The organism is Rhizobium sp. WYCCWR 11146, from assembly GCF_013591995.1.
Taxonomy (GTDB): Bacteria; Pseudomonadota; Alphaproteobacteria; order Rhizobiales; family Rhizobiaceae; genus Rhizobium; species Rhizobium indicum.
In genome coordinates this window covers 496,397-515,509 of record NZ_JACCEY010000038.1, presented here as the reverse complement: position 1 = coordinate 515,509, position 19,113 = coordinate 496,397, and the positions used below count along the sequence as shown (strand labels likewise).

18 protein-coding genes and 4 pseudogenes are annotated in these 19,113 nt (G+C 59.8%); 8 read left to right on the top strand and 14 right to left on the bottom strand.

From position 1 onward, the window contains the following. Positions 1-15: 15 nt before the first annotated feature. Entirely contained in the window at positions 16-288 is a 273-nt protein-coding gene (locus HX899_RS31940; RefSeq protein ID WP_246697219.1) for a DUF982 domain-containing protein, read from the bottom strand. Positions 289-737: 449 nt separating this feature from the next. Between HX899_RS31940 and HX899_RS31935 the strand changes: the two genes are divergently transcribed. From HX899_RS31935 to HX899_RS35715, 5 genes are all read left to right on the top strand, one after another. Beyond that, on the top strand, positions 738-1,634 hold the full coding sequence (locus HX899_RS31935) for a vWA domain-containing protein (RefSeq protein WP_181294317.1): 897 nt from the start codon (positions 738-740) through the stop codon (positions 1,632-1,634). 19 nt (positions 1,635-1,653) lie between these two features. Beyond that, positions 1,654-2,967: a protein kinase domain-containing protein gene (locus HX899_RS31930; RefSeq protein ID WP_181294315.1), complete on the top strand. Its 1,314-nt coding sequence runs from the start codon at positions 1,654-1,656 to the stop codon at positions 2,965-2,967. Then, a complete protein-coding gene (locus tag HX899_RS31925) occupies positions 2,964-4,325 on the top strand; it encodes a metallophosphoesterase (RefSeq protein ID WP_181294313.1) in 1,362 nt (453 codons plus the stop codon). Before HX899_RS31930 ends, HX899_RS31925 begins: the two co-directional genes overlap by 4 nt. Before the next feature lie 1,158 nt (positions 4,326-5,483). Beyond that, complete coding sequence (gene rpsU, locus HX899_RS31920) at positions 5,484-5,723, top strand: 30S ribosomal protein S21 (protein WP_181294310.1); 240 nt, start codon at positions 5,484-5,486, stop codon at positions 5,721-5,723. Between the two features lie 265 nt (positions 5,724-5,988). Beyond that, entirely contained in the window at positions 5,989-6,321 is a 333-nt protein-coding gene (locus tag HX899_RS35715; RefSeq protein WP_407073944.1) for a GNAT family N-acetyltransferase, read from the top strand. 446 nt (positions 6,322-6,767) lie between these two features. On the opposite strand, the pseudogene HX899_RS35360 reads toward HX899_RS35715, so the two are convergent. Beyond that, positions 6,768-7,356: pseudogene (locus tag HX899_RS35360) on the bottom strand (type II toxin-antitoxin system VapC family toxin). Beyond that, a complete protein-coding gene (locus tag HX899_RS31915) occupies positions 7,346-7,642 on the bottom strand; it encodes a hypothetical protein (protein WP_138390816.1) in 297 nt (98 codons plus the stop codon). The pseudogene HX899_RS35360 and the gene HX899_RS31915 overlap by 11 nt, the downstream one beginning before the upstream one ends. A gap of 324 nt (positions 7,643-7,966) precedes the next feature. On the opposite strand from HX899_RS31915, the gene HX899_RS31910 reads away from it, so the two are divergent. The 3 genes from HX899_RS31910 to HX899_RS35355 are packed head-to-tail and all read left to right on the top strand — an operon-like array spanning position 7,967 to position 9,215. After that, positions 7,967-8,575 (top strand): J domain-containing protein, encoded by a 609-nt coding sequence (locus HX899_RS31910; RefSeq protein ID WP_181294309.1) that lies wholly within the window; start codon positions 7,967-7,969, stop codon positions 8,573-8,575. A 60-nt stretch (positions 8,576-8,635) separates the two neighbouring features. Then, entirely contained in the window at positions 8,636-9,091 is a 456-nt protein-coding gene (locus HX899_RS31905; protein WP_246697218.1) for an ABC transporter permease subunit, read from the top strand. Continuing rightward, entirely contained in the window at positions 9,060-9,215 is a 156-nt protein-coding gene (locus HX899_RS35355; RefSeq protein ID WP_246413238.1) for a hypothetical protein, read from the top strand. The genes HX899_RS31905 and HX899_RS35355 overlap by 32 nt, the downstream gene beginning before the upstream one ends. Before the next feature lie 173 nt (positions 9,216-9,388). Here HX899_RS35355 and HX899_RS31900 read toward each other — a convergent pair. From HX899_RS31900 to HX899_RS31850, 11 genes and pseudogenes are all read right to left on the bottom strand, one after another. Then, positions 9,389-9,551: pseudogene (locus HX899_RS31900) on the bottom strand (IS66 family transposase zinc-finger binding domain-containing protein); the annotation flags it as partial. 57 nt (positions 9,552-9,608) lie between these two features. Further along, the gene (locus tag HX899_RS31895; RefSeq protein ID WP_181294307.1) at positions 9,609-11,903 is read right to left on the bottom strand and encodes a PBP1A family penicillin-binding protein; all 2,295 of its coding nucleotides are present in this window, start codon (positions 11,901-11,903) and stop codon (positions 9,609-9,611) included. 239 nt (positions 11,904-12,142) lie between these two features. Continuing rightward, on the bottom strand, positions 12,143-13,027 hold the full coding sequence (locus tag HX899_RS31890) for a DUF1236 domain-containing protein (RefSeq protein ID WP_181294305.1): 885 nt from the start codon (positions 13,025-13,027) through the stop codon (positions 12,143-12,145). A 100-nt stretch (positions 13,028-13,127) separates the two neighbouring features. Then, positions 13,128-13,523 carry a DUF1236 domain-containing protein gene (locus HX899_RS31885; protein WP_181294304.1) on the bottom strand — a complete coding sequence of 132 codons (396 nt, stop codon included), beginning with the start codon at positions 13,521-13,523 and terminating at the stop codon, positions 13,128-13,130. A gap of 127 nt (positions 13,524-13,650) precedes the next feature. Beyond that, positions 13,651-13,923 carry a BON domain-containing protein gene (locus tag HX899_RS31880; RefSeq protein ID WP_025393594.1) on the bottom strand — a complete coding sequence of 91 codons (273 nt, stop codon included), beginning with the start codon at positions 13,921-13,923 and terminating at the stop codon, positions 13,651-13,653. A gap of 364 nt (positions 13,924-14,287) precedes the next feature. Then, positions 14,288-14,446: pseudogene (locus tag HX899_RS31875) on the bottom strand (response regulator transcription factor); the annotation flags it as partial. A 58-nt stretch (positions 14,447-14,504) separates the two neighbouring features. Next, positions 14,505-14,719, bottom strand: a pseudogene (locus HX899_RS31870) (LysR substrate-binding domain-containing protein); the annotation flags it as partial. 395 nt (positions 14,720-15,114) lie between these two features. Beyond that, positions 15,115-16,476, bottom strand: a complete 1,362-nt coding sequence (locus HX899_RS31865) for an amidase (protein ID WP_181294302.1) — start codon at positions 16,474-16,476, stop codon at positions 15,115-15,117. Positions 16,477-16,487: 11 nt separating this feature from the next. Further along, on the bottom strand, positions 16,488-17,708 hold the full coding sequence (locus HX899_RS31860) for a PotD/PotF family extracellular solute-binding protein (protein ID WP_138390794.1): 1,221 nt from the start codon (positions 17,706-17,708) through the stop codon (positions 16,488-16,490). Beyond that, positions 17,708-18,778, bottom strand: coding sequence for a GTP-binding protein (locus HX899_RS31855; protein WP_181294300.1), 1,071 nt, complete (start codon positions 18,776-18,778; stop codon positions 17,708-17,710). Before HX899_RS31855 ends, HX899_RS31860 begins: the two co-directional genes overlap by 1 nt. Then, positions 18,768-19,103 (bottom strand): hypothetical protein, encoded by a 336-nt coding sequence (locus HX899_RS31850; protein ID WP_138390792.1) that lies wholly within the window; start codon positions 19,101-19,103, stop codon positions 18,768-18,770. Before HX899_RS31850 ends, HX899_RS31855 begins: the two co-directional genes overlap by 11 nt. Positions 19,104-19,113: the final 10 nt, after the last annotated feature.

The window sequence follows — 19,113 nt, the reverse complement described above, 5'->3', positions numbered from 1 at the left end:
TCGTGAGTGCAATTGTTACGCGATTTCTAAGCGCGGAGGATACCAGCTTCGATCGCCGCTTCCTGAAAGGCACGCGCTGCCGCGGCATGCTCCGCTTCTCCGCTTCTCCGCTTCTCCGCTGAGCGACTTCATGCAGGCGCGTTTTGCAATGGCGAACGACCTCCCGCCTTTTTCGGGCCAGCAGGTCATGAGGGTCTCAAGGGCCTCGCGGCTGTTTTGGACGCTTTTGAAGTGATCGCCGCCCGCGACGGCGATCTCGATAGGTGTTTGCCACATTTCCGTCGGCATCGATGCCTCCTGCCCATGAATCTGATGTACAAATGCCCCAGTGCGAACGGCGTTCCAACGCTAGGACCTTGGTCTGATAGGTGCAGTTGATCAATGCGGGTCATGATCGAGCGGGATTATCAAGATGAAGCGCGCATCCCCTCGATAGCGGATATGCCGACCACGCCCACCGGTGCCGAACTTTTGCAACAACACCGGATGAAGGAGGGGCGGAAATATCCGCTGCGACCATTCAGGTCGCATAGCGAAGCGAGAGATCGGTTCCCTATCCCAGATAACTGCAGCGAGACCTCCTTTCGATCTTTGAAAAAATTCGACCTTAGATAACACCGCCGAGACCGATTGTTCTCGGATCCGACGACAGTAGGAACTTTCATGTCGCCGCCGTGTTGTCGTAACGGCGCTGGCAGATCTGCCGCGTAACGATACCAAACCATGGGAGCTGACCGATGAGTGATACGGAGCAACCGGACCAGCAGACGCCTCCTACCCCGGGGAGCCCGGCTCCCGCCGCGACACCAACCTCAACCGGGCCGATCTCGTCCACACCGGATGAGCCGGCGGTAGAAGCGTCGGCAGACAGCGCGCCAGCGCTATCAGCCGACAGCCAGACCCTGCAGGAGCGTCCAAAAACCAAAGGCGTGGCCGATATTGTCTTCCTCGTCGACGTTAGCGGCAGCATGCACCCCTGCATCGACGCGCTGCGGAGAAATATCGAAGCCTTTATTGACTCCTTAAGCCACGGTGACCCGAACAACGCCGCCCCTGTCAAAGATTGGCGCGGGAAGGTTGTCGGCTACCGTGACATTGAGGCCGCCCAAGTCGAAGGCCTGCCATGGATCGTCGACAATGACTTCGTGCGCGATGCCAGCGCGCTCAAGGCGCAGCTTGGCACGCTACAGGCAAACGGCGGTGGGGACGAGCCGGAGTCGCTTCTCGATGCTCTTTATAAGCTTGCCTCTATGGAGGCTGTGCCGAAGGGTTCGCAGACAGAGGATCCGGCGAAATGGCGCTATAGAAGCGATGCGGCGCGTGTTGTCATCGTCTTCACCGATGCTTCATTCAAGGAGACCATGAGCATTGCGGAGGCAAAGGGCGGCTCGTTGCAGGACGTAGCTAACCTTATCATGGCCAACCGAATTATTCTCAGCCTCTTTGCCCCGAATTTCGAGGGCTACGATCGGCTGAGCCAGATCGACAAGTCGGAATGGGAAGTGGTGGAATACGAAGGGCTGAACCCGCAGGAGGCGCTCCAGAAATTTACCTCCGACCCGGTTAACTTCCGTAACACCCTGAAGCAGCTGGCCGCCAGTGTATCCCGGTCGGCAGCGACCGTAGCGCTTTAGCCCGGCTGACCCGAAAGCCATGGCCAAGAAGCTGAAAATCGGCGACCGGATCCGGCAGTATCGCGTCACGAAAGTCTTCGGACCGGGAATGATGGCTATTTCCTATGGAGCTGAGACTTCCACCGGTGAGAAGGTTTTTCTCAAGCAATACAAGTCCCCTGCTCCGACGGTTGTCTGGTATGGGGCTTTCGTTGCTTATCAGAACGAGCTCGGAGCACGCGTCCGGAATGGCCGCGCTGCTCAATTTGCGGTGCGCCAGGTCGATGCATTCGAAGAGATCTGGGGGGGGCCTTGCTACTTTCAGGCATTCGAGTTCGTCGAGAATGGTGCCGATTTGCAGCAAATGCTCGATGAGGAGCGGGAGCAGCATCGTCGCACCAAGCTGGCCGCGACTCGTGATGCCACGGTTTGGGCACGTCACCTCACGTGGTCAAAGGTGTTCATGACCGGTATCGCGGCACTGCACGAATCCAAGGTCGTTCACGCAGATCTCAAGCCGGCGAACGCATATTTGATCACTGACCCGTCGATCAGCTCCGGCTACCAGCTTAAGCTGATCGATATGGACTTCTCCCTGTTGGCTGACCGCCGCGCGCCCTGGCACGGGCATCAGGGATATGTTGGCACTGACAACTATCGATCTCCCGAACATATGACGCGCGGCGCTATTCCGGGACTGGCTTCGGATATTTTCACCTGCGGCCTAATGCTCTACGAACTTCTCGCCGGCCATCATCCATACTGGACCGAGGACCCGGCTGATTATGCAAAGCTTGTGCAGAGCTATGCCGCCAAACCTCCGGCACTTGCAGGGTTGATGCCGGCACCGGCGAACAATGCCGAGGTTAGTACCGTCCTCCACCGATGCCTGTCTCCAGATCCCGCTGCGAGACCGACGGCTGCGGAAGTTCGGGCAATTTTGAGTGGACGCGGCGCAGGCTCTGCCGTCTCCGAACAGAAAGCTGCTGCATCGACAACAGAAGGCATCGCTCCTCCAGCTTCCGCAGAGTTGATCATTTCCGAGAGGATCGAGCTGCTTGGTGCGGACGGACGTTCGCTCCAGATCGGGGTGATGACGGAACTTGGAAAACCCCTGTTGCGGCAGTTCGGGCCGGAAAGCGAGTTCTGGGATAATCGCCAATGTGTCCTGGAACGAAATCCCACACGGCAATGGGTGATATCTCCCGTGGCTGGTGCGACCAACGAAACACTCGTGAACGGCCTGACCCTCACAGCTCCTCGTCCGCTCAGGCAAGGTGATCGAATTGCGGTCGGCCGCCAGGCCAAAGGCATCGCCAAGATGCCCCTTACGGTGCGGGCGCTCAACAAATGAACTCGGCCGGCGGACGTGAAGTGCCCGAGCCCGATCCTCCCTGCGAGCAGCCGGCGATAACGGAGGCGCATCCGGTGATCACAGATGTGCCCAAGGACGAACTGGGGGCGCCGGGTCTTTCCAGGCCCGCCGCAGATGTTCCAGCTGTAGGCTCCGAACCTACACCTGCGGTTGCTGCGCCATTGGACGAAGAGCCTGCGTCCAGGACGGAAAGCCTACCGTCTGACCAGGCTCTTTCGAAGGTGACGGCCTTTGCTCCATTAGAAATCGTGGATGTGAATGACCTCGATTGGAAAGCTGTCCTCAACCGGGCCAGCCCGTCTTCCATCCGCTCCGAAATTCGGTCGACGGTTGAAAGTATGGAGGGTCTGCTTGACCGGGCCGACGGGCCAGGCATGTTGTTCGACAAATTCCGCGCCGATCCCACCGACAAAGTCATCAAGATTTCTGACTTCGATACCGAAATCCCGTTGTGGATCATCGGCGACTTGCACGGTGACCTTCTGGCGCTCGAGGCTGCACTTGGGGCAACGCGACAGCCGGACCTGCAGCCCGGAGAAGGCCCACCTCGGATCCTGTTTCTTGGCGATCTTTTCGATGACGAGGGTTTTGGCCTCGAAATCCTTCTCCGCGTATTTGAACTGATCGTAGACGCGCCCGACCGCGTGTGCGTCATCGCCGGCAATCACGACGAAGCACTGTCTTACGATGGCGTACGATTTGCCTCGAGCGTGACGCCATCGGACTTTGCCGACTTCCTCAACGCTAACCTAACCCACGAATGGATCGAGCGGGCCGGTAAGCTTGCCGTGCGCCTGTTTACGAACGCTCCGCGCGCACTCTTCTTTCCCGACGGATTGCTTGCCGCCCACGGAGGCTTTCCGCTGGTTGACTTGCATCCCGCCCTCGCTGAATCGGGGGAATGGAACAACCCGATGTGCCTGTCTGATTTTGTATGGACAAGGGCCCATCCGAAAGCCCGCAGGAAGCTGCCAAACCGTTTCTCCCGCGGGAGCCAGTTCGGCTACGAGGACTTCGCTGCTTTTTGCTCTTTGAGTGCTGGTCTCGGACGGCCCGTCACACATATGGTACGCGGCCACGATCACGTGGACGAGAGGTATGCGAGCTTCCCCGCCTATCGGGCTAATCCACTGCTCACGACCGTCGCACTTTCGCGTCGGTTGAGCCGCGAGGCATTCGGCCCCTACGAGCGGGTTCCCACCATGGCGCGATATGTCGAAGGAGCCCTGCCGAACGTGTATCGGTTGCACATTCCCGCGGAAATGATCCGTGCCTGTTATCCTCAGCCGGCCGCCGACAGCATCGACTATCACCCGAGCCAGGAGCCTCAACCATGACAGGCGTCATCCTGCGTTGTCCAAACTGCGGCACCTCCACTGCGACTTCCGGTGAGTGCGAGGCCTGCCACGAGGCACAAGTCCGCTTCTACTGTACGAACCATAACCCGGGGCATTGGTTAGATGCACCCGCATGTCCGCAATGTGGCGCAAAGTTTGGCGATCCGCTACGTCCGGCGACACCGTCGGTCCCCCCTCCCGTTCGCCCACGTCCGCCGGTCCCTTTTCCCAAAGCAGCGCCCCGCGCGGAACCACCACCACCGCTGGATGCAAGTCCCGGGCCATGGGGCCGGAAAGAGCGACGGAGGTCTGCCCGCCCTGAGGGGGAGACCGACGGCGCCTCAGCGGGCGACATCCGCACGGCAAAAATGCTTGAGATGCTTCGAGCCCTCTCCCGCGCCGGTCGTATCACTCGAAGGTCAACCTATCCTGTTCCGGAAGCGCCACCTGCAAGGGCAGCAGCGGCGGGGTGCCTGATGCGCTTTATGCTCCTCGTGATGTTCCTGTTCATCATCTTGCCGCTGATATTTTCCCTGATAGGAGGCTCTCTACTTGGCGTACTCGACGGCTATTACTTCTGAGGATCGACGACCACGCCACGCTCCAAGCGGCTGAGGCCGGACGTCCGCGCCATCCGATCTATTTTTTGTACCTTATACGTGCCGCTCCACAAACTAGCATGCCGCAGCCGTGCGGATGGCTAATACGATCTCGCCAATCCTGCTCCAGGCCGCCAGGGGAGCAGGAGCTGAGCGTCATAGATGCGATACCAACGAAGGCTCGAATTCGCCCCGTGCCGGAAGCAACACTAACCATCGCCTCAGCTAATGCGGAAGGACACTTGCGACGAGTTTCTTGTTGCGCGTGTCCTGCATCTGGTGATCGGACGCCCGTTCAGCGCGCCGACGATTTTTGTTTTGCAGTCTGACCCTGACCTGCCTGACGACCTTGCCGAACAAGTCCAGCGGCATATCGACGTATTGGAGCTGCAGCGACGTTACGGACCATTCATTCGCGACGAAATATGTCCAAATGCTTCAGCTCTCGCATGAGGCGCGCGCATCCGGAGGCGGCATTCGCGCCAATATCGTCTTCCAAGCCTTGATCATCAATGCACATGGATCTAATGAGCTGCGTCAGTGGTCCTAGGAGTTTAAAATGCAAGTTCTGGTACGTGACAACAACGTTGAGCAAGCGCTCCGTTTTTTGAAAAAGAAGTTGCAGCGCGAGGGCGTTTTCCGGGAGGCCCGACTTCGGGAGCGTTTTGAAAAGCCCTCCGAAAAACGTGCGCGTGAAAAGGCCGAGGGTATCAGGCGCGTCCGTAAACTCGCTCGCAAAAAGCTTGAGCGGGAAAGTGGTATTTCGGCTCCCAAGAAGTCGAGAGCTTCTGGTCGCTAGTAGTGATCGAATGACGCATGTTTCGTCTGTCGAGGAAAGGACTTTCTCGTGTCTGAGATGTTCCTTTCCTGCAGGCCGTGCCGGTAATAAGTACAGTGTCCAATGGGAAGTTGCTCACCGCGCCTTGATAAAGGTGTCAGGGGCGTCTTCGATCAGTTTCAGCTGGAGCGTGATGCGTGGGCCGGCTGGCTGAACTCCTCCGTTCCGGCTCAGTCGCTGATCCGCCCGCTGTCATGATGGTCGAACAGGTTAGCTGATCGGCGGGGTGGCGGCCCGACGTGGGGCAGTGGCTCTTAATGCCGCGCCTGGTCGGGCTTCTGCGCTGCTGTACCGGTGGCGCCTCGGAGCGGAACGCGTCGGCTTCGCCGTGGTTCGTCTGGACGATGACGGCATGGGGAACGCGCAGCTTCACCGCATAGCGATGGCCCGGACGGGCTTGGGCCATGGATCAACATTCTTGCGTCAGATTTGCCACATGGTCTTCGCTCTCCACCATGTCGGACGGTTTTGGCTCGACCTGCTGCCCTCTAATGTGCATGCGAAAGATGTCTATAGAAGAATTGGCTTCATCCAGGAAGGCACAATGCGCTTCGGCTGAAGGATGGAAGCCGTGAAGATTTGGTCCTGATGTCACTGCTACGCGAAGAGTGGAGTGAGTTCGACGGTTGAACCAGCGGAGCTTGCGACATTAGTGCCCTGGGCCTCACGAGCCAGATAAGCTCTGTCCAGCTCCGACAATATCGCTTGCAACAACATTGCCCGAAGCCCTGCCGCGCACGTACGCAGTACCTGACAAAATCCGTCCGTCAACAAGGTTGACCATCTGTGAGCCTTTCTGCAAGCAGTTTGAGCCGTTCATACTCTCCGGCTAGTTTGATCGCGCCGGCGGCAATCGGGACGGCTCCCGCTCTCTACCGGATCAAGCCGGCCTCCACGAAACGTAGAAATGCCTGCGTATGCTGCAGGCAGTTGACATCTGTTGCCGGCGTCCGACCCAGCTGTTCCAGTTCGTGCAGAATGCGGCCGAGGGTGAGGGTTCGGCGTTCATGATGATCGCGCCTCCACTGGGGTTCGATAGAGGATGACCCGACCGGTCGGTACGATCTGTGAGAGGAAATCAAAGTCGCGAACATTACCAGTCAGCACGCTCGCACCCAACTGCCGTGCCTGCAAGAAAACCATGGCGTCATTGACGAAGCGGCGCTCATGTCCTTCCCCCTTGCAGGTTGCTCAAGCGAAAGAGCAGACCCGCCAACACGCCGGCATGTCCCCAGATGGCTGCATCTGGAGCGTGAAGTCGGTGTTCCGGAATGTCTTCGACCGTCGCCGCGATCGTTTCGAGCACCGCCTTTGTAGAGGCGTGCTTGGGGTCCAGTCGGCCGAAGGCATGGGTCAGCTCAGACAGGCAGACCGCCTAATGGTGGCATAGGCGATACGTAATCAGCCTATCGACCTCCACCGGCGAGCGCCCCTGAAGCACATCCAGATAGACGCTGGTATCCAGGAACAGAGGCCCTCCGATTGCCGGTTCGTCGGCAACCCAAGGAAGATCTTCGTCGGGCCTGCGCTCGAGCGACCCGACGTGCTTCTGGGGCTTTAGTGATCGGAGGGCTTCAGAGAGATCAAATCCCAAGATCGATATCCGTCGGGATGCGGCCCTTGCGGCCCACCAGACGCGCGCCAAAGTCGTCTTCGAGAGCCAGCCGTGAAAGGGCCAATTCCAGCAGCTCGGTGTCGGAGGTAACATGGGCACGCTTTTTGGCTGCCTCGATCAACTCCGACGGCACTCGCCCCGACAAGCGGGTATTCTTCGCCGTGCCAAGGAGACCGACGGCCTTCGCTTGCTCGAGTACGAGCTTATTGCGGGCCAACGCGATTTTCGCTTCGCGTTCCGCAGCAGTTCGTGGTTGGGTACCCATAAGATTCTTCTGTGTTGAACAGAATATAGATTGCGTTGAACGAGAGGGCTAGGTTCCATAGCGGTGGGCAGGTTGCGATCCAGGCGTTCGCGGCAAATCATCATGGGAATGACGACGGGGAGATTGATGGATTCTCTGGGGCCGTCGGCTGGGCGGCGCAGATCCTAGAATGAAGGGCTCGACCGAAAACACAGCCATGGGTACTGAGCGCCGGTGACGAGCAAGGAGTAAAGATGCCGGAGCAGGACCCCCCTGTCCCGACTATCGGCGTGCCTACTGCACGGTTTGCTTGCCGGCTCGATGAAGACCGCCATATAACGCGCGATGACGTATGATTCGAAGATTTTCGTCGGCCTGAGGCCAACGAGCAAAAAATCAGCTCCGCTCCGCGAGCCTTACCAGTCGAAATGCCAGTGGGACGGTTGCGAAAGCGGCGGCGCCAATCGCGCGCCCGTTGGGCGAGATGCGGAGGGTTTGTACCTGGTGTTCTGCCCGCAACATGCGAGGGAATACAACAAGGGATATAATTTCGCGAGCAATCTGTCTGATCCGGTGACCGCCCGCTATCAGAGGGAAGCAGCAAACGGCAGCCGTAAGACGTGGGGGACCCGCCTTGATCAGGCGACAGAGATGCCGCTTCCTTCGACCGTTCGCTCCGGTACGGCAAAAGCCCTTAACGCACGCAAGATTGCTGCACGACATCAAGCTACGAAAGCTGATCTCCAGCGGCGTAAGCTCAAGGTATTGGAAGCAAAAGCCTTCGAAACGCTCGGTCTTTCGCAGGACGCGACGCCTGAGGAAATTAGACAACGCTACAAACTGATGCTCAAGATGCACCATCCGGACGCTAACCGAGGAGATCGAAACTCCGAAGATGAACTCCGGGCGGCAATCGACGCCCATAAGATCCTTAAGTTGAACGGGTTCTGCTAGATCTGAGACACGCTCTCTGCTGTCTATGATGAGTGTGAGCTGGAGGTTTTTGACAGATCGATGCAAAGCAACTCGGCAGCTGCCGTGCCGACGCTGCCGATCCCGCTGCTCGCCAAAATCCCGGTCATCGGCGAAGCGCTGTTCAACAGCCCCGTCATCACCTATCTCGCCATCATCCTGGTCGGGGTGATGGTCTATATCTACCGTTCCACCCATCTCGGATCGGCATTGCAGGCGGCCGGCGACAAGCCGGCGGCGCTGGATGCCGCCGGTGTCGACGTGGTGCGGACCCGCTCGGTCGCCGTGCTGTGCACGGCCTGTTCGCCGGCCTCGGCGGCGCTTTCATCGCCATTGTCGGCGCCGGCATCTTCGTGCCGTTCAAGACCCATGGTAACGGTTTCATCGGCATCGTGCTGGCCATGCTGGCCCCGAGCGACCGGTCTGGGTTCTGTTCGGTGCGCTGCTGTTCGGCGCCTGCCTGTCGATGACCACGGCCCTGCAGGTGGCGGGCGTTGACATCCCCACCAACATCATCCAGATGACCCCGTTTGCCATGGTCATGCTGGTGCTGATCGTCGCCGGCCGCCGAGCCAATCTGCCGCTGGCGCTCGGCGCAAGCTACGTTCGCGGAGAGCGATGAGTCTCCCCGGCACTGTGCCGCTAGAAGTGATGGCCGCGCGCGGCCATGGGTGATCTCAGCGGTTTCGGCAAAGGCACTGCGATATCGGCACGGTCTTTTGTGGGTTTCGTCGCAACGCAGCTCATACTATTCCAGCCGGGCGAACGCGCAGACTTGTGATGGGGATGGCGCTGCAACCCGGCCTGGATCAGTTGTTCAGGCGCCGGAGCCTGAACAACGCCGTCGGTATAGGCCCGCCAGGCATATTTTGAGGCGGCGGGTGACGATCACGCGGAACGGAGCCGGAACCACATCCAGCCGCTCAGGCACATCCTCGCCGATGCAATGCAAGCATCCGCCGCGAGCGCAGATCAGGCTTCCGGGCTCGCCCGGCTTGATCTAGCCGCGCCCATATCATTTTTCGCAGAGCCGTCGTCCGCCGGAATATGGCTGATAGGTGCAGTCGGACGGCCGGAAGGAGCGGTAAGTGCGCGAGCAGGCGGCAATGTTACAGGATTGCGGTGCGCCTTGGCCATCGATTGCTGCTTCTGTCGATCGCACACCATTCAGCGTTGGTTCGGCCGTCGCCTGGCGGATGAAGTCACGCCAAATATGGGCTGGCAGGGCGCCGCCCGTCACCCCCTTCATCGGCGCGTCATCGTCATTGCCAACCCAGACACCGACGACGAGCGATTCCGTGAAACCGACGAACCAGGCATCACGATTGTTCTGGCTGGTACCCGTCTTGCCGGCTGCAAACGTGCCCGGGTCTGCTCCACGCCCCGTACCGCGCTCGACCACCAACTGCAGGAGCCCGAGGAGATCGGACTGGTAGGGAGAAAGATCGACACTTGGCTTTGATTGTGAGCCAACCCGAAACGTCTTCGTCTGCCCTGCCGCTTGAAAGTCGGCGATGCCCCAGGGTTTAACAGGTGCCCTGCCGAGTTGAACGGACGCATAGGCGCTGGTGAGGTTAAGCAGATTTACTTCGGATGTCCCGAGCGCCAAAGACGGCGTATTGGCAAGTGGCGCATCGATGCCGAGTTCGCGCGCTGCGGCGATCACATTGTCTAGGCCAACTTCTTCGGCTAGCGCCACTGAAGCGGCATTGAGCGATCGCGCGAACGCCTCGGCAAGCGTTACCCAACCACTATAGTTGCCACTGGAATTTTCTGGCGACCAACCGTCGACGTCAATTGGCGCATCCAGAACGCGGTCAGACAAAGTTAGCCCGGCCTTCAATGCTGCGTAATAGACGAACAGCTTAAATGTTGACCCCGGCTGGCGCATCGCAGTGACGGCGCGGTTGAACTGGCTTGCCTTGTAGTCGCGCCCGCCAACCATGGCCACGACCGCGCCGTCCGGCGTCATCGCCACCAACGCGGCCTGCGATGCTCCGACTGTCTTTCCTTCACCGTCCAGGGCTCTTTTCACGACTCTTTCGGCGATCTGCTGCAACTGCGGTACCAGCGTGGTGCGCACCGTCGTCGAACCTGGCGAGGAGCCGGCGATTTCGCTCGCTTGCGGCGAAATCCAGTCGGCAAACCAACTTCCCGAGCGCGGCGTCGGCGTCGTTGGATGTAGCTTGGCAAAGCTCCCCTTGGCCTCCGCCGCCTCTGGCGCGGTGATCTTGTCGTTCGTCGCCATTGCGTCGAGAACGACCATGGTGCGCTGCCGGGCGCCTTCGAAATTGTCGATGGGATTCCATTGGCTCGGTGCCCGCAGCAACCCCGCCAGCATAGCGGACTCCGGCAGGTTAAGGTCGCCGATATCCTTGTTGAAATAAATCCGCGCGGCGGCAGGCATGCCGGTAGCGCCCGCACCAAGATAGACACTATTGAGATAGCGCGTCAGGATTTCCCGCTTGCCGAGCTTCCACTCCAGCCAGACGGCAATGACCACCTCCTGTATCTTTCGTTTTATTGTTCGATCGCTGTCGAGGTACTGCAGCTTGATGAGTTGCTGGGTGATCGTGCTGCCACCCTCCACCACCGAACCAGCCTCCAAGTTCCGGAGAAGCGCCCTCCCTATCCCTCTGAGATCGACGCCGAAATGATCCATGAACCGCCTGTCCTCAATCGAAAGGACGGCATCGATTAGATGGGGCTGGAACTGGTCGTATCGCGCATATGACTCTTGATAAGGCCCTTGCCTTACCAGCGGCCCGCCGTCAGCGGTTTCCAGCACCACGATAGGCTTTAACGTTCCCTCACGGATCTCGCCCCAGGGCACGTCTTTTAGCGCCCACACCAGAACGCTTCCTACGAGGAAGCAGACAAGAAAGGCCGATCCCATAGCGAATTTCCACCAGCCCGCCAGAAGCGACCGTCGAAGGCGACTTTCACGTGGCTCGACAAGCCGATTGCGAATACCACGTCCGGCTTTGGCGAGAGCAGTGGTCAGCCATTTGGTTGGAGCTGATGTGGCTCCCAACCGCATCGACCGCCTTAGCTCCCGCCTCAAAAACGAAGCGGCCGTCTTGGTCTTCGCCAATGCACAATTTGCCTGTAAATCTTGGCGCAGCGCATGCAACAGATTGCTCGCGGCCTGCCGAGTTTGGCCGAAGGATCCGTGGGCCTGCGGGTTGTCGGCTTGGGTGGTCCCCGTGGAATCCGTCGCGGCGATTTGGCTTGCCAAATCTGTTTTCTGGACGCGACCCGAGCTCGAGTCGCTGACGCTTTCACCTGAGGCTTCGGGAGGACTAGGCATCGGTTACCGCTAAAATGCAAACGCAGCATGACCTTTATAGCCGGGCGATGCGGTGTGTTCCACCGCAAAAGGCGCCCAAGGCAGAAGTCCTTGAGCGGATGTAAGATGGCGTGGAGATCGACTCGAAAAACGTCACCGCCATTCAGGTCGGCGACAACAAGGACGAGCGACTGCAGCAGTGCACCGTCTGATTGCCATCTAGGACGCCGGCGGCGCAAGACGCCGCCGGGACATGCCTGTTAAACCTGGATGATGTAGACGATCGTTAGCGCATCGGGATCGACGATGACGATCCGGCCATCAGCAAGGATGAAGAAGCGGTAGCCTTCATACTGCGGAACGATCTTCACGATGCGTGGCGGCAGCGGTTCGAGACGAACCTTCTTCGGGATCGTCGTTCCGACGGAGACCGTGAAATTCACTTCCTTCACCGGCGCAACATGGACCTCCTTCACCACTGTGCGAATTTCGGTCTGCTGCTCGACGGAAATGTTGACGTTGGTCTTGGTGTTGGACGTCTGATTGTTCGTCGTGGTGTTGTTGTTGACGTTGGTTTGGGAAGAGCTTTTGTTCGTCGTCGAAGAGTTCTGATCGGTCGACTGTTTCGACGCATCGCCGCTTTGCGTGGTGGCGGCGTTGCCCGAGCCCTCTGCAGGCTTGGCATTTTGCGTGCTGCTCTTCGTGCCTGAGGTGGCCGAGCCGCTTGTATCGGTGCTGCCGGACTTGGCGGCGGGCTTCTGTTCGGTCATGGTGACGCCGCCGGCGTCTTGCGATCCGGGCTTGGTTTCCGTCGAAGACTTGCCGGATGCACTTCCCTTTGTCGAAGAATTATCGTTCGAAGGCTGTTCGGCGCTCTTTTTCATGTCCGAACCCTGACCGGGTTTCTGCTGCGATGACTGGCCCTTGCCTTGCGGACAGGCTCCCGAAGCGTCTGGCGTGCAGTCGGTGCCGGTTCCGGTGGCGCTGGAGCCGGCCTTCGAGCCGGCGTCAGTGCCCGTCTGCGAACCGGGTTGGGCCTGGCCGCCGCTCTTGGTGTCCTGCTGGGCCGCCGCGGGCAGTGTTGCAAGCGGCGAGACGCTTAGTGACAGCGCTGCTACCAGCATGGTGAGATGGTTGCTTTTCATGATCAATCTCCGAGGTTTCGGGCACGCGATGCCGCCACGCATTTTCATGCGTCGGATGCGTGCCCTGACTGTTGTAAAGGGCGGATGAAGCCGCCGATGGTCACTGAATGACCTGGATCACCTTCCGGGAGGAAGGTTCGACGATCACACGCTGATCGTTGACGATCGCGTATGCATATTTCGGATCGTCGGGAATTGGTGTGACGACCACGGTCTCCGGCAGGGGCTGCCCGACGACGACCTTCTCCTTCACCACGACGCGCGTAGTCGGGGCGGGAGCCTGCTGAACGTAGGTCACCACCTTCGGCGGCGGCGGATCGATAACGCTACCTGCCACGCCGCCGACGATGCCGCCGACAGCAGCACCGACCGGGCCGCCGACAATCGCACCCGTTGCAGCACCGCCTATAGCTCCTGTTACCGTCGAAGACTGCGCATAGGCAGAAGTCGATGCCAACAGGATGCTTGCGGCGATTCCTACTACTTTGATATTCATCTGTTTTCCTCTTTGGATGCGGATGGTTCCGCTGGGGAGCCAAACCGAAAGATCGAGGAAGTGTTCCGGACGTCGGACTTCAGGCCGGGGCCGGTCCGACCTTGGTCCTAGCGTAGGATCTGCCTGCCTACTGAGTGGGAAAACGGCTGAGCATCCGGTCCTGGACGTTCTCCCAGCCAACGATCATCGCAGCAAGGGAGATAGCTTTGTCGCGGTCTGCGGCCTTGGTTATAAAGCCTTCGAGCAGGACGACAGGGCCGAGCATCCTGATCTCGATGGCACTGCTGTCGATATCCGGATCGGCGGAAAGGGCTGCTTCGATTGTGGCGATCGTGGATGCCGAACTATGGCCTTGCGAGCAGCGCTCTTCGTGATTGTAGTTATCGGGGCCGAACTTCATATTCTCCTCCTGTCCCGCCCCTCCACGGACCTTCACATTACCTCGCATAACCTATGAGCAGCGTGTCCTGACGTCGCCAGCCGGACTTAAGTCCGGCTTTCCCTCGGCACGATCCGGCTTAGATTCTCCTGATCCTTGTTGAAAGGACGTCAGGGAGGTTCCAGCAACGTTGCCGACTCCAGTCAGAACCTCCCTGATGACGCTTCAATTTATCGACCAGTGTCGAGCGTCCGATCTCCGCAACGGATGCGGAATGCTTCGCGTACGGTTAGAGGTGATGGATAGGAATGCAGGCGGCCGGTAATAGGGGAGTGCGCGAAAGCGAGGACTTCGCTCCTCTGATGCTTGTGACAAGCGGCAAAGGCTAGGCGCCCTGGCGCCATCTGATTGCCGCTTCCGTCCGATTGCTGGCGCCAAGTTTGGACAGTATTTCGGTCATGTGATGCTTGATCGTTTTCTCCTGCAGGTTCAGCCGCCGCCCGATATGCTTGTTGGAAAGTCCTTCGGCTACCAGCCCCCATACTGGGGTGTCCGCTTCCCTTCCTTTCCTGTGCGGTCCGTCCCTTCCAGAACTTGCCCCGGTTGGTACGGGCGATGGCCAACAGATATCGCTTATGGGCGATCGAGGAGAAGCGCAAGGAGCCGATGTTTTCCACCGGCCTATGAAGCCGAGATTGATCTGGCCGCTTTCCAGGCCGCGGATGATTTCGCCGGTATTGCCGTGTGCGGTATGGATGCGGATATCCGGGTACTTTCGGGCGATCTTTGCCAGAAACGCTGGCAGCACACCGGTGGTCGTCGATCCTGATCTGCCTTATGCGGCAAAAAGCCGGAAACCGGGATCGACAGCCCCCGGCGCGCCGGTCCGCTCCTTAAACCAACGATCGCCGCAGTGCCGCTTTGGGGCCAGATGTGAACGCCTTGTAGGATTCGAACTGGCGATCCGGTCATTCACGTGCAGCGCTACGCCTCAAATACGTCCGAGACGACATCGCCTCTTATACCCGAAGGCACTTAGCAGCCCAGCGAAGACCACAGAAACTAGAGGGTGCTCGTCCGCTATGGCGATCTTTCTGAGGTGCCAACCGCATACACGCAAGCGCGGAGCATCACGCTAGAAGGTAGTCCTCGCGAAGTCAGTCGAGACCGAGTGCTTCAGCAATCAGCAAGAATAGCACAGTCAGATTGGAGCTATCGTATGGCTTCTTCTGTGGCCAGCGCGACCGAAAGCAAATGCTCGTCGCCATTCGGCAAGCCGGAAAGCAGCAGACCTACAGGCATGCCGGCATCGCCCACGCCACAGGGGATCGAGACACTGCAGCCGTCGAGGAAGTTGCCGATCAGCGTGTTGCGCAACGTCTTGGCATTGGTTTTCACGAAAAGCTCGTCGTTGGTCAAAAGCGGTGCGGTCAGGGGCGCGACATGCGGCAAGGTCGGCGACACGACCAGTTCGCCCGGTCCGATGCTTGACGCAAATTCCGCCATCAGATGCTCACGCGTGGCCAATGTCTCGATATAGCCTGTCGTAGTGATCTTCTCGCCCAGCCGCGTGCGAGCAACCACGCGAGGGTCCATTCCCTCGGCCTCCGGTCCCGCCAAACGCTCCCGGTGCAGCACGAAGGCTTCCGCCGTCACCAGCGGGCCGTATTTCGCCATCAGCTCAAAGATTGCGGCATAGGCCGGAAACGCCTGCCGCCGAATTTTTGCCCCGGACTTTTCCAGCAGCTTCAAGGCCGCCTCGAAGGCCGACACCACGCCCGCTTCCGCATCATCGAAAACGATGGTTTCGGGAACGACGAGCGAAAGACCCTCGACCGAGCTACGGCGAACATCGGGTGCGCCGAGGCCGCGCATCGCCGCATCGATCCACACCGCATCCTGCACGGTATGGCAGAGCGGCCCGAGCGAATCGAGGCTTTTCGACAGCGGGAAAACACCTCGCATGGAATAGCGGCCGCGGGTTGCCTTGTAGCCGACAATGCCGTTGAAGGCTGCCGGGATGCGAACCGATCCGCCCGTGTCCGTCCCGATCGAAACCGGGACCAGTCCGGATGCCACCGCAACGCCGGAGCCGGACGAAGAACCGCCGGGCAACCGTGCACCATCGGTCGAGGCCGGGTTCTGCGGCGTTCCGTAGTGAGGATTTATGCCGAGCCCTGAAAAGGCAAACTCGCTCATATTGACACGGCCGATGCTGACCATGCCGGCCCCGGCAAGCGCCGCAACGACATCGGCGTCCCGAGTTGCGGGTACCGATGTCTTGAGCACGGTGGAGCCGGCCGTTGTTGCAAGCCCCTCGATATCGAAAAGATCCTTCCAGGCAACCGGAATGCCGTCGAGCAGGCCAAGCGAACGACCATCCCTGATGCGCTTGGACGAAGCTGCGGCTTCAGCCCTCGCCCGCTGTTCCAGCAGGTTGACGAAGATCGACTGGTCCTTGCAGCTGTTAATGGCGACAAATGTTTCCTCCGCGAGCGCCACCGGATCAAGCGCGCCGTTCTGGATCAGCACGGAAAGCTGGGCGACTGTTTTTCCACCGTGAGACGGCATCATGCATTCCCCTTCTACCGCCCGACAAGCTGCATCCACCGGCGGACGAGATAATTGTGTTCATCCATCGTCGTGTTCCAAACGGCGATGCAGTTTGCCCTTTGCCAGTATGACCCGCCGGCCCTTATGCTGCCCTTGCGAATTCGCACCGATCCATCCGGGCCGGGAAGATCGGTGGCGGCGGGGAGCCCCCCGTACCAGTAATCCCACTCTGCCGGCATCATGAACTGCCGGGAACGTTGCGGCGTCGAGATGTAATAACCCTGACGCGCGACGACGGCACCGGGCCAGCCTGATATCCACCAGTTTAGATATTCGTAGGCGACATCGAGCATCCGGCCACTCAGATCTTTTGACAGGCACAGACCGCCATGCCAGGCTCGGTAGCCCTCGACGGGGACCGCCTGCTCGACGGGAATGCCCTGCCCATTCAGAATGTTAATCCCCGTCGACCACATGCTCTGTACATCGGTTTCACCATCGACCATCAACCGAGCGGCATCCTCTGCCGTTCGCCAGAACTCCCGGAAGAAACCGTCCTTCTTGCGTGCTTCCAGTAGATCGATCAGCCGGTCGATTTCGGCCACCGTCATATTGCCGATATTGTTGAACGACATCAGTCCTGCCGCCTGCGCGGCCAGCGCAGCATCGAAAATGCCGATGGCCGGCTCATCGACCAAGGAGACGCGGCCCGCCCATTTCTCGTTCAGCAGCGACGCCCAGGAATTCATCTCGACGGTATGCTTCACCACGTCAGTACGGTAGGCGAAACTGTCGAAATTGTGCGTCGTCGGCAACATCGAAATGCGCGGCGATGGCGTATCGCCAAGCGCGAGGTTCGGCTGTACGAACAGCTTCTTGGCCGGTACATCGCCCTGTCCCAGCCGCGCGTTAGGCCCGATATGCCCGGTCTTGGTGAGATCGTTGATCTCGGACCACAGCTTGATCCGGCTGGTATCGATCGGCTGCACGGCGCGCCAGTACCAGACGATATCCAGATTGTGGAAACACTGGTCGTAAATGTCGTAGCTTCCAGGCTCCTGCGCCGCCTTGTGCTGCGTCGTCAGGAAGTCGTTGTTATCGAAGGTGACGTCGATGCCGAGATCCTGCTCGGCCTGCAGACGTAGTTCCTCCAGCAGGGAGATTGCCGTGCCGAGCACGCGCAGCTTCGGCCGGCCCTGAAGATGAAGCGCAGGCGTGGCAGGTGGTTGCGGGTTTGGATGATGCTTGTTCATCAAGAGGTCTGGACGTCCTGTCGTGCTGACGGTGCTCCCCCCGCCAGGGAGGGCTCCGGTCCTGCGAGGGTGAAGGCCTCGAAGGACCGTTTCAGCAGACTGGCATCGAGTCCGTCAACAATAAAGACGATATGCGAGCGGCGATCGTCCGAGGGCCAGGCAGCCATATGCGTGGGCGGGTGAACAAGATGCTGCACGCCATGGATGGCCACGGGCCGGGCCTCGCCCTCAAGATTGAGGAAGCCCTTCACCCGCAACACCCGTTCGCCGTGCCGGTGGAGTAACATGGTCAGCCAGACGCCGAACGCAGTCCAGTCTATGGCCCCCTCGACGCTCATGACGAAGGAGGTGACGGCCGCCTGATGGGAGCCGCCGTCGGCCGTCTCCAGCATGGCCGGCGTTTCGCAATAAAAGCCGCTCGGCGATTGAGCGATGCTGCCACGTGTGGCAACAGCCTCGTCAAACAGCCCCGCGACATCCAGCTCCTTATCCGCCGTTGATAGCAGAGCGGCATCGGGGTTGATCCGCCGCAGCCGCTCCCGAAGAAGGTCCAGACCGTCTTCATCGGCAATGTCCGTCTTCGTCAACACCAGCCGGTCGGCGATCGCCGCTTGCCGGTTGGATTCGATATAGGTATCGAGCTGGCGCATGCCGTTCACGGCATCGACCGTCGCGATGACGTTGCCCAGCCGGAAGTGATGCCGCAGCACCGGGTCGGCCTTCAACGTCGACAGCACGGGAAAGGGATCGGCAAGGCCGGTGCTTTCGATCACCACGCGCTTGAAATTCGGAATGAGCCCACGCTCGCGCCTGGAATGCAGGTCGCGCAGCGCATCGGCCAGTTCACCGCGAACGGTGCAGCAGAGGCATCCCGATTGCAGCAACACCATCGTCTCGTCGATCCGCTCAAGCAGATAATGATCGAGGCCGACTTCGCCGAACTCGTTGATGAGCACGGCCGTCTCTGCCAGCGCCGGGTCGGTCAGCAGCCGCTTCAGCAGCGTCGTCTTGCCCGAGCCGAGAAAGCCGGTGAGCAGGTTGACAGGAGTAAAGGCCGGGCTATTCGCCATCGCGCGCCGCCTCCATCCGCCCGATGATATCGATATTCAGGGGATCGCAGATCCGGCCTGAAAGCCGCTCGGCAGCCGGCCAGAGATGGCCGAGATCTTCGATGATCTCGCTTTTGCCGGTACGCGTCGACAACACAAAGGACGCCCCCTGCCAGTCCGACAGCGTCATGCCGAAACCCGCCAGCACCCGGTTTGCCACCCGCACCCGGTTGGCACGCTCGCGCCGCCGGTCGATCCGCTCGACATTGCGCGTGAAAACGCCGGGCCGCGCCACCGCATCGGCCCAGTGTTCATTTCCTCCGAGAACCCCGCACAGCGAGCACATAGTATTTCCT

What these genes read in the sequence shown, in the direction of transcription:
- HX899_RS31860 (WP_138390794.1), bottom strand. Translation starts at nt 17,708, where the DNA reads ATGAACAAGCATCATCCAAACCCGCAACCACCTGCCACGCCTGCGCTT.
- HX899_RS31865 (WP_181294302.1), bottom strand. Translation starts at nt 16,476, where the DNA reads ATGATGCCGTCTCACGGTGGAAAAACAGTCGCCCAGCTTTCCGTGCTG.
- HX899_RS31925 (WP_181294313.1), top strand. Translation starts at nt 2,964, where the DNA reads ATGAACTCGGCCGGCGGACGTGAAGTGCCCGAGCCCGATCCTCCCTGC.
- HX899_RS31895 (WP_181294307.1), bottom strand. Translation starts at nt 11,903, where the DNA reads ATGCCTAGTCCTCCCGAAGCCTCAGGTGAAAGCGTCAGCGACTCGAGC.
- HX899_RS31880 (WP_025393594.1), bottom strand. Translation starts at nt 13,923, where the DNA reads ATGAAGTTCGGCCCCGATAACTACAATCACGAAGAGCGCTGCTCGCAA.
- HX899_RS31885 (WP_181294304.1), bottom strand. Translation starts at nt 13,523, where the DNA reads ATGAATATCAAAGTAGTAGGAATCGCCGCAAGCATCCTGTTGGCATCG.
- HX899_RS31935 (WP_181294317.1), top strand. Translation starts at nt 738, where the DNA reads ATGAGTGATACGGAGCAACCGGACCAGCAGACGCCTCCTACCCCGGGG.
- HX899_RS31855 (WP_181294300.1), bottom strand. Translation starts at nt 18,778, where the DNA reads ATGGCGAATAGCCCGGCCTTTACTCCTGTCAACCTGCTCACCGGCTTT.
- HX899_RS31930 (WP_181294315.1), top strand. Translation starts at nt 1,654, where the DNA reads ATGGCCAAGAAGCTGAAAATCGGCGACCGGATCCGGCAGTATCGCGTC.
- HX899_RS31890 (WP_181294305.1), bottom strand. Translation starts at nt 13,027, where the DNA reads ATGAAAAGCAACCATCTCACCATGCTGGTAGCAGCGCTGTCACTAAGC.
- rpsU (WP_181294310.1), top strand. Translation starts at nt 5,484, where the DNA reads ATGCAAGTTCTGGTACGTGACAACAACGTTGAGCAAGCGCTCCGTTTT.
- HX899_RS35355 (WP_246413238.1), top strand. Translation starts at nt 9,060, where the DNA reads ATGACCACGGCCCTGCAGGTGGCGGGCGTTGACATCCCCACCAACATC.
- HX899_RS31910 (WP_181294309.1), top strand. Translation starts at nt 7,967, where the DNA reads ATGACGTATGATTCGAAGATTTTCGTCGGCCTGAGGCCAACGAGCAAA.
- HX899_RS31915 (WP_138390816.1), bottom strand. Translation starts at nt 7,642, where the DNA reads ATGGGTACCCAACCACGAACTGCTGCGGAACGCGAAGCGAAAATCGCG.
- HX899_RS31905 (WP_246697218.1), top strand. Translation starts at nt 8,636, where the DNA reads ATGCAAAGCAACTCGGCAGCTGCCGTGCCGACGCTGCCGATCCCGCTG.
- HX899_RS31850 (WP_138390792.1), bottom strand. Translation starts at nt 19,103, where the DNA reads ATGTGCTCGCTGTGCGGGGTTCTCGGAGGAAATGAACACTGGGCCGAT.
- HX899_RS31940 (WP_246697219.1), bottom strand. Translation starts at nt 288, where the DNA reads ATGCCGACGGAAATGTGGCAAACACCTATCGAGATCGCCGTCGCGGGC.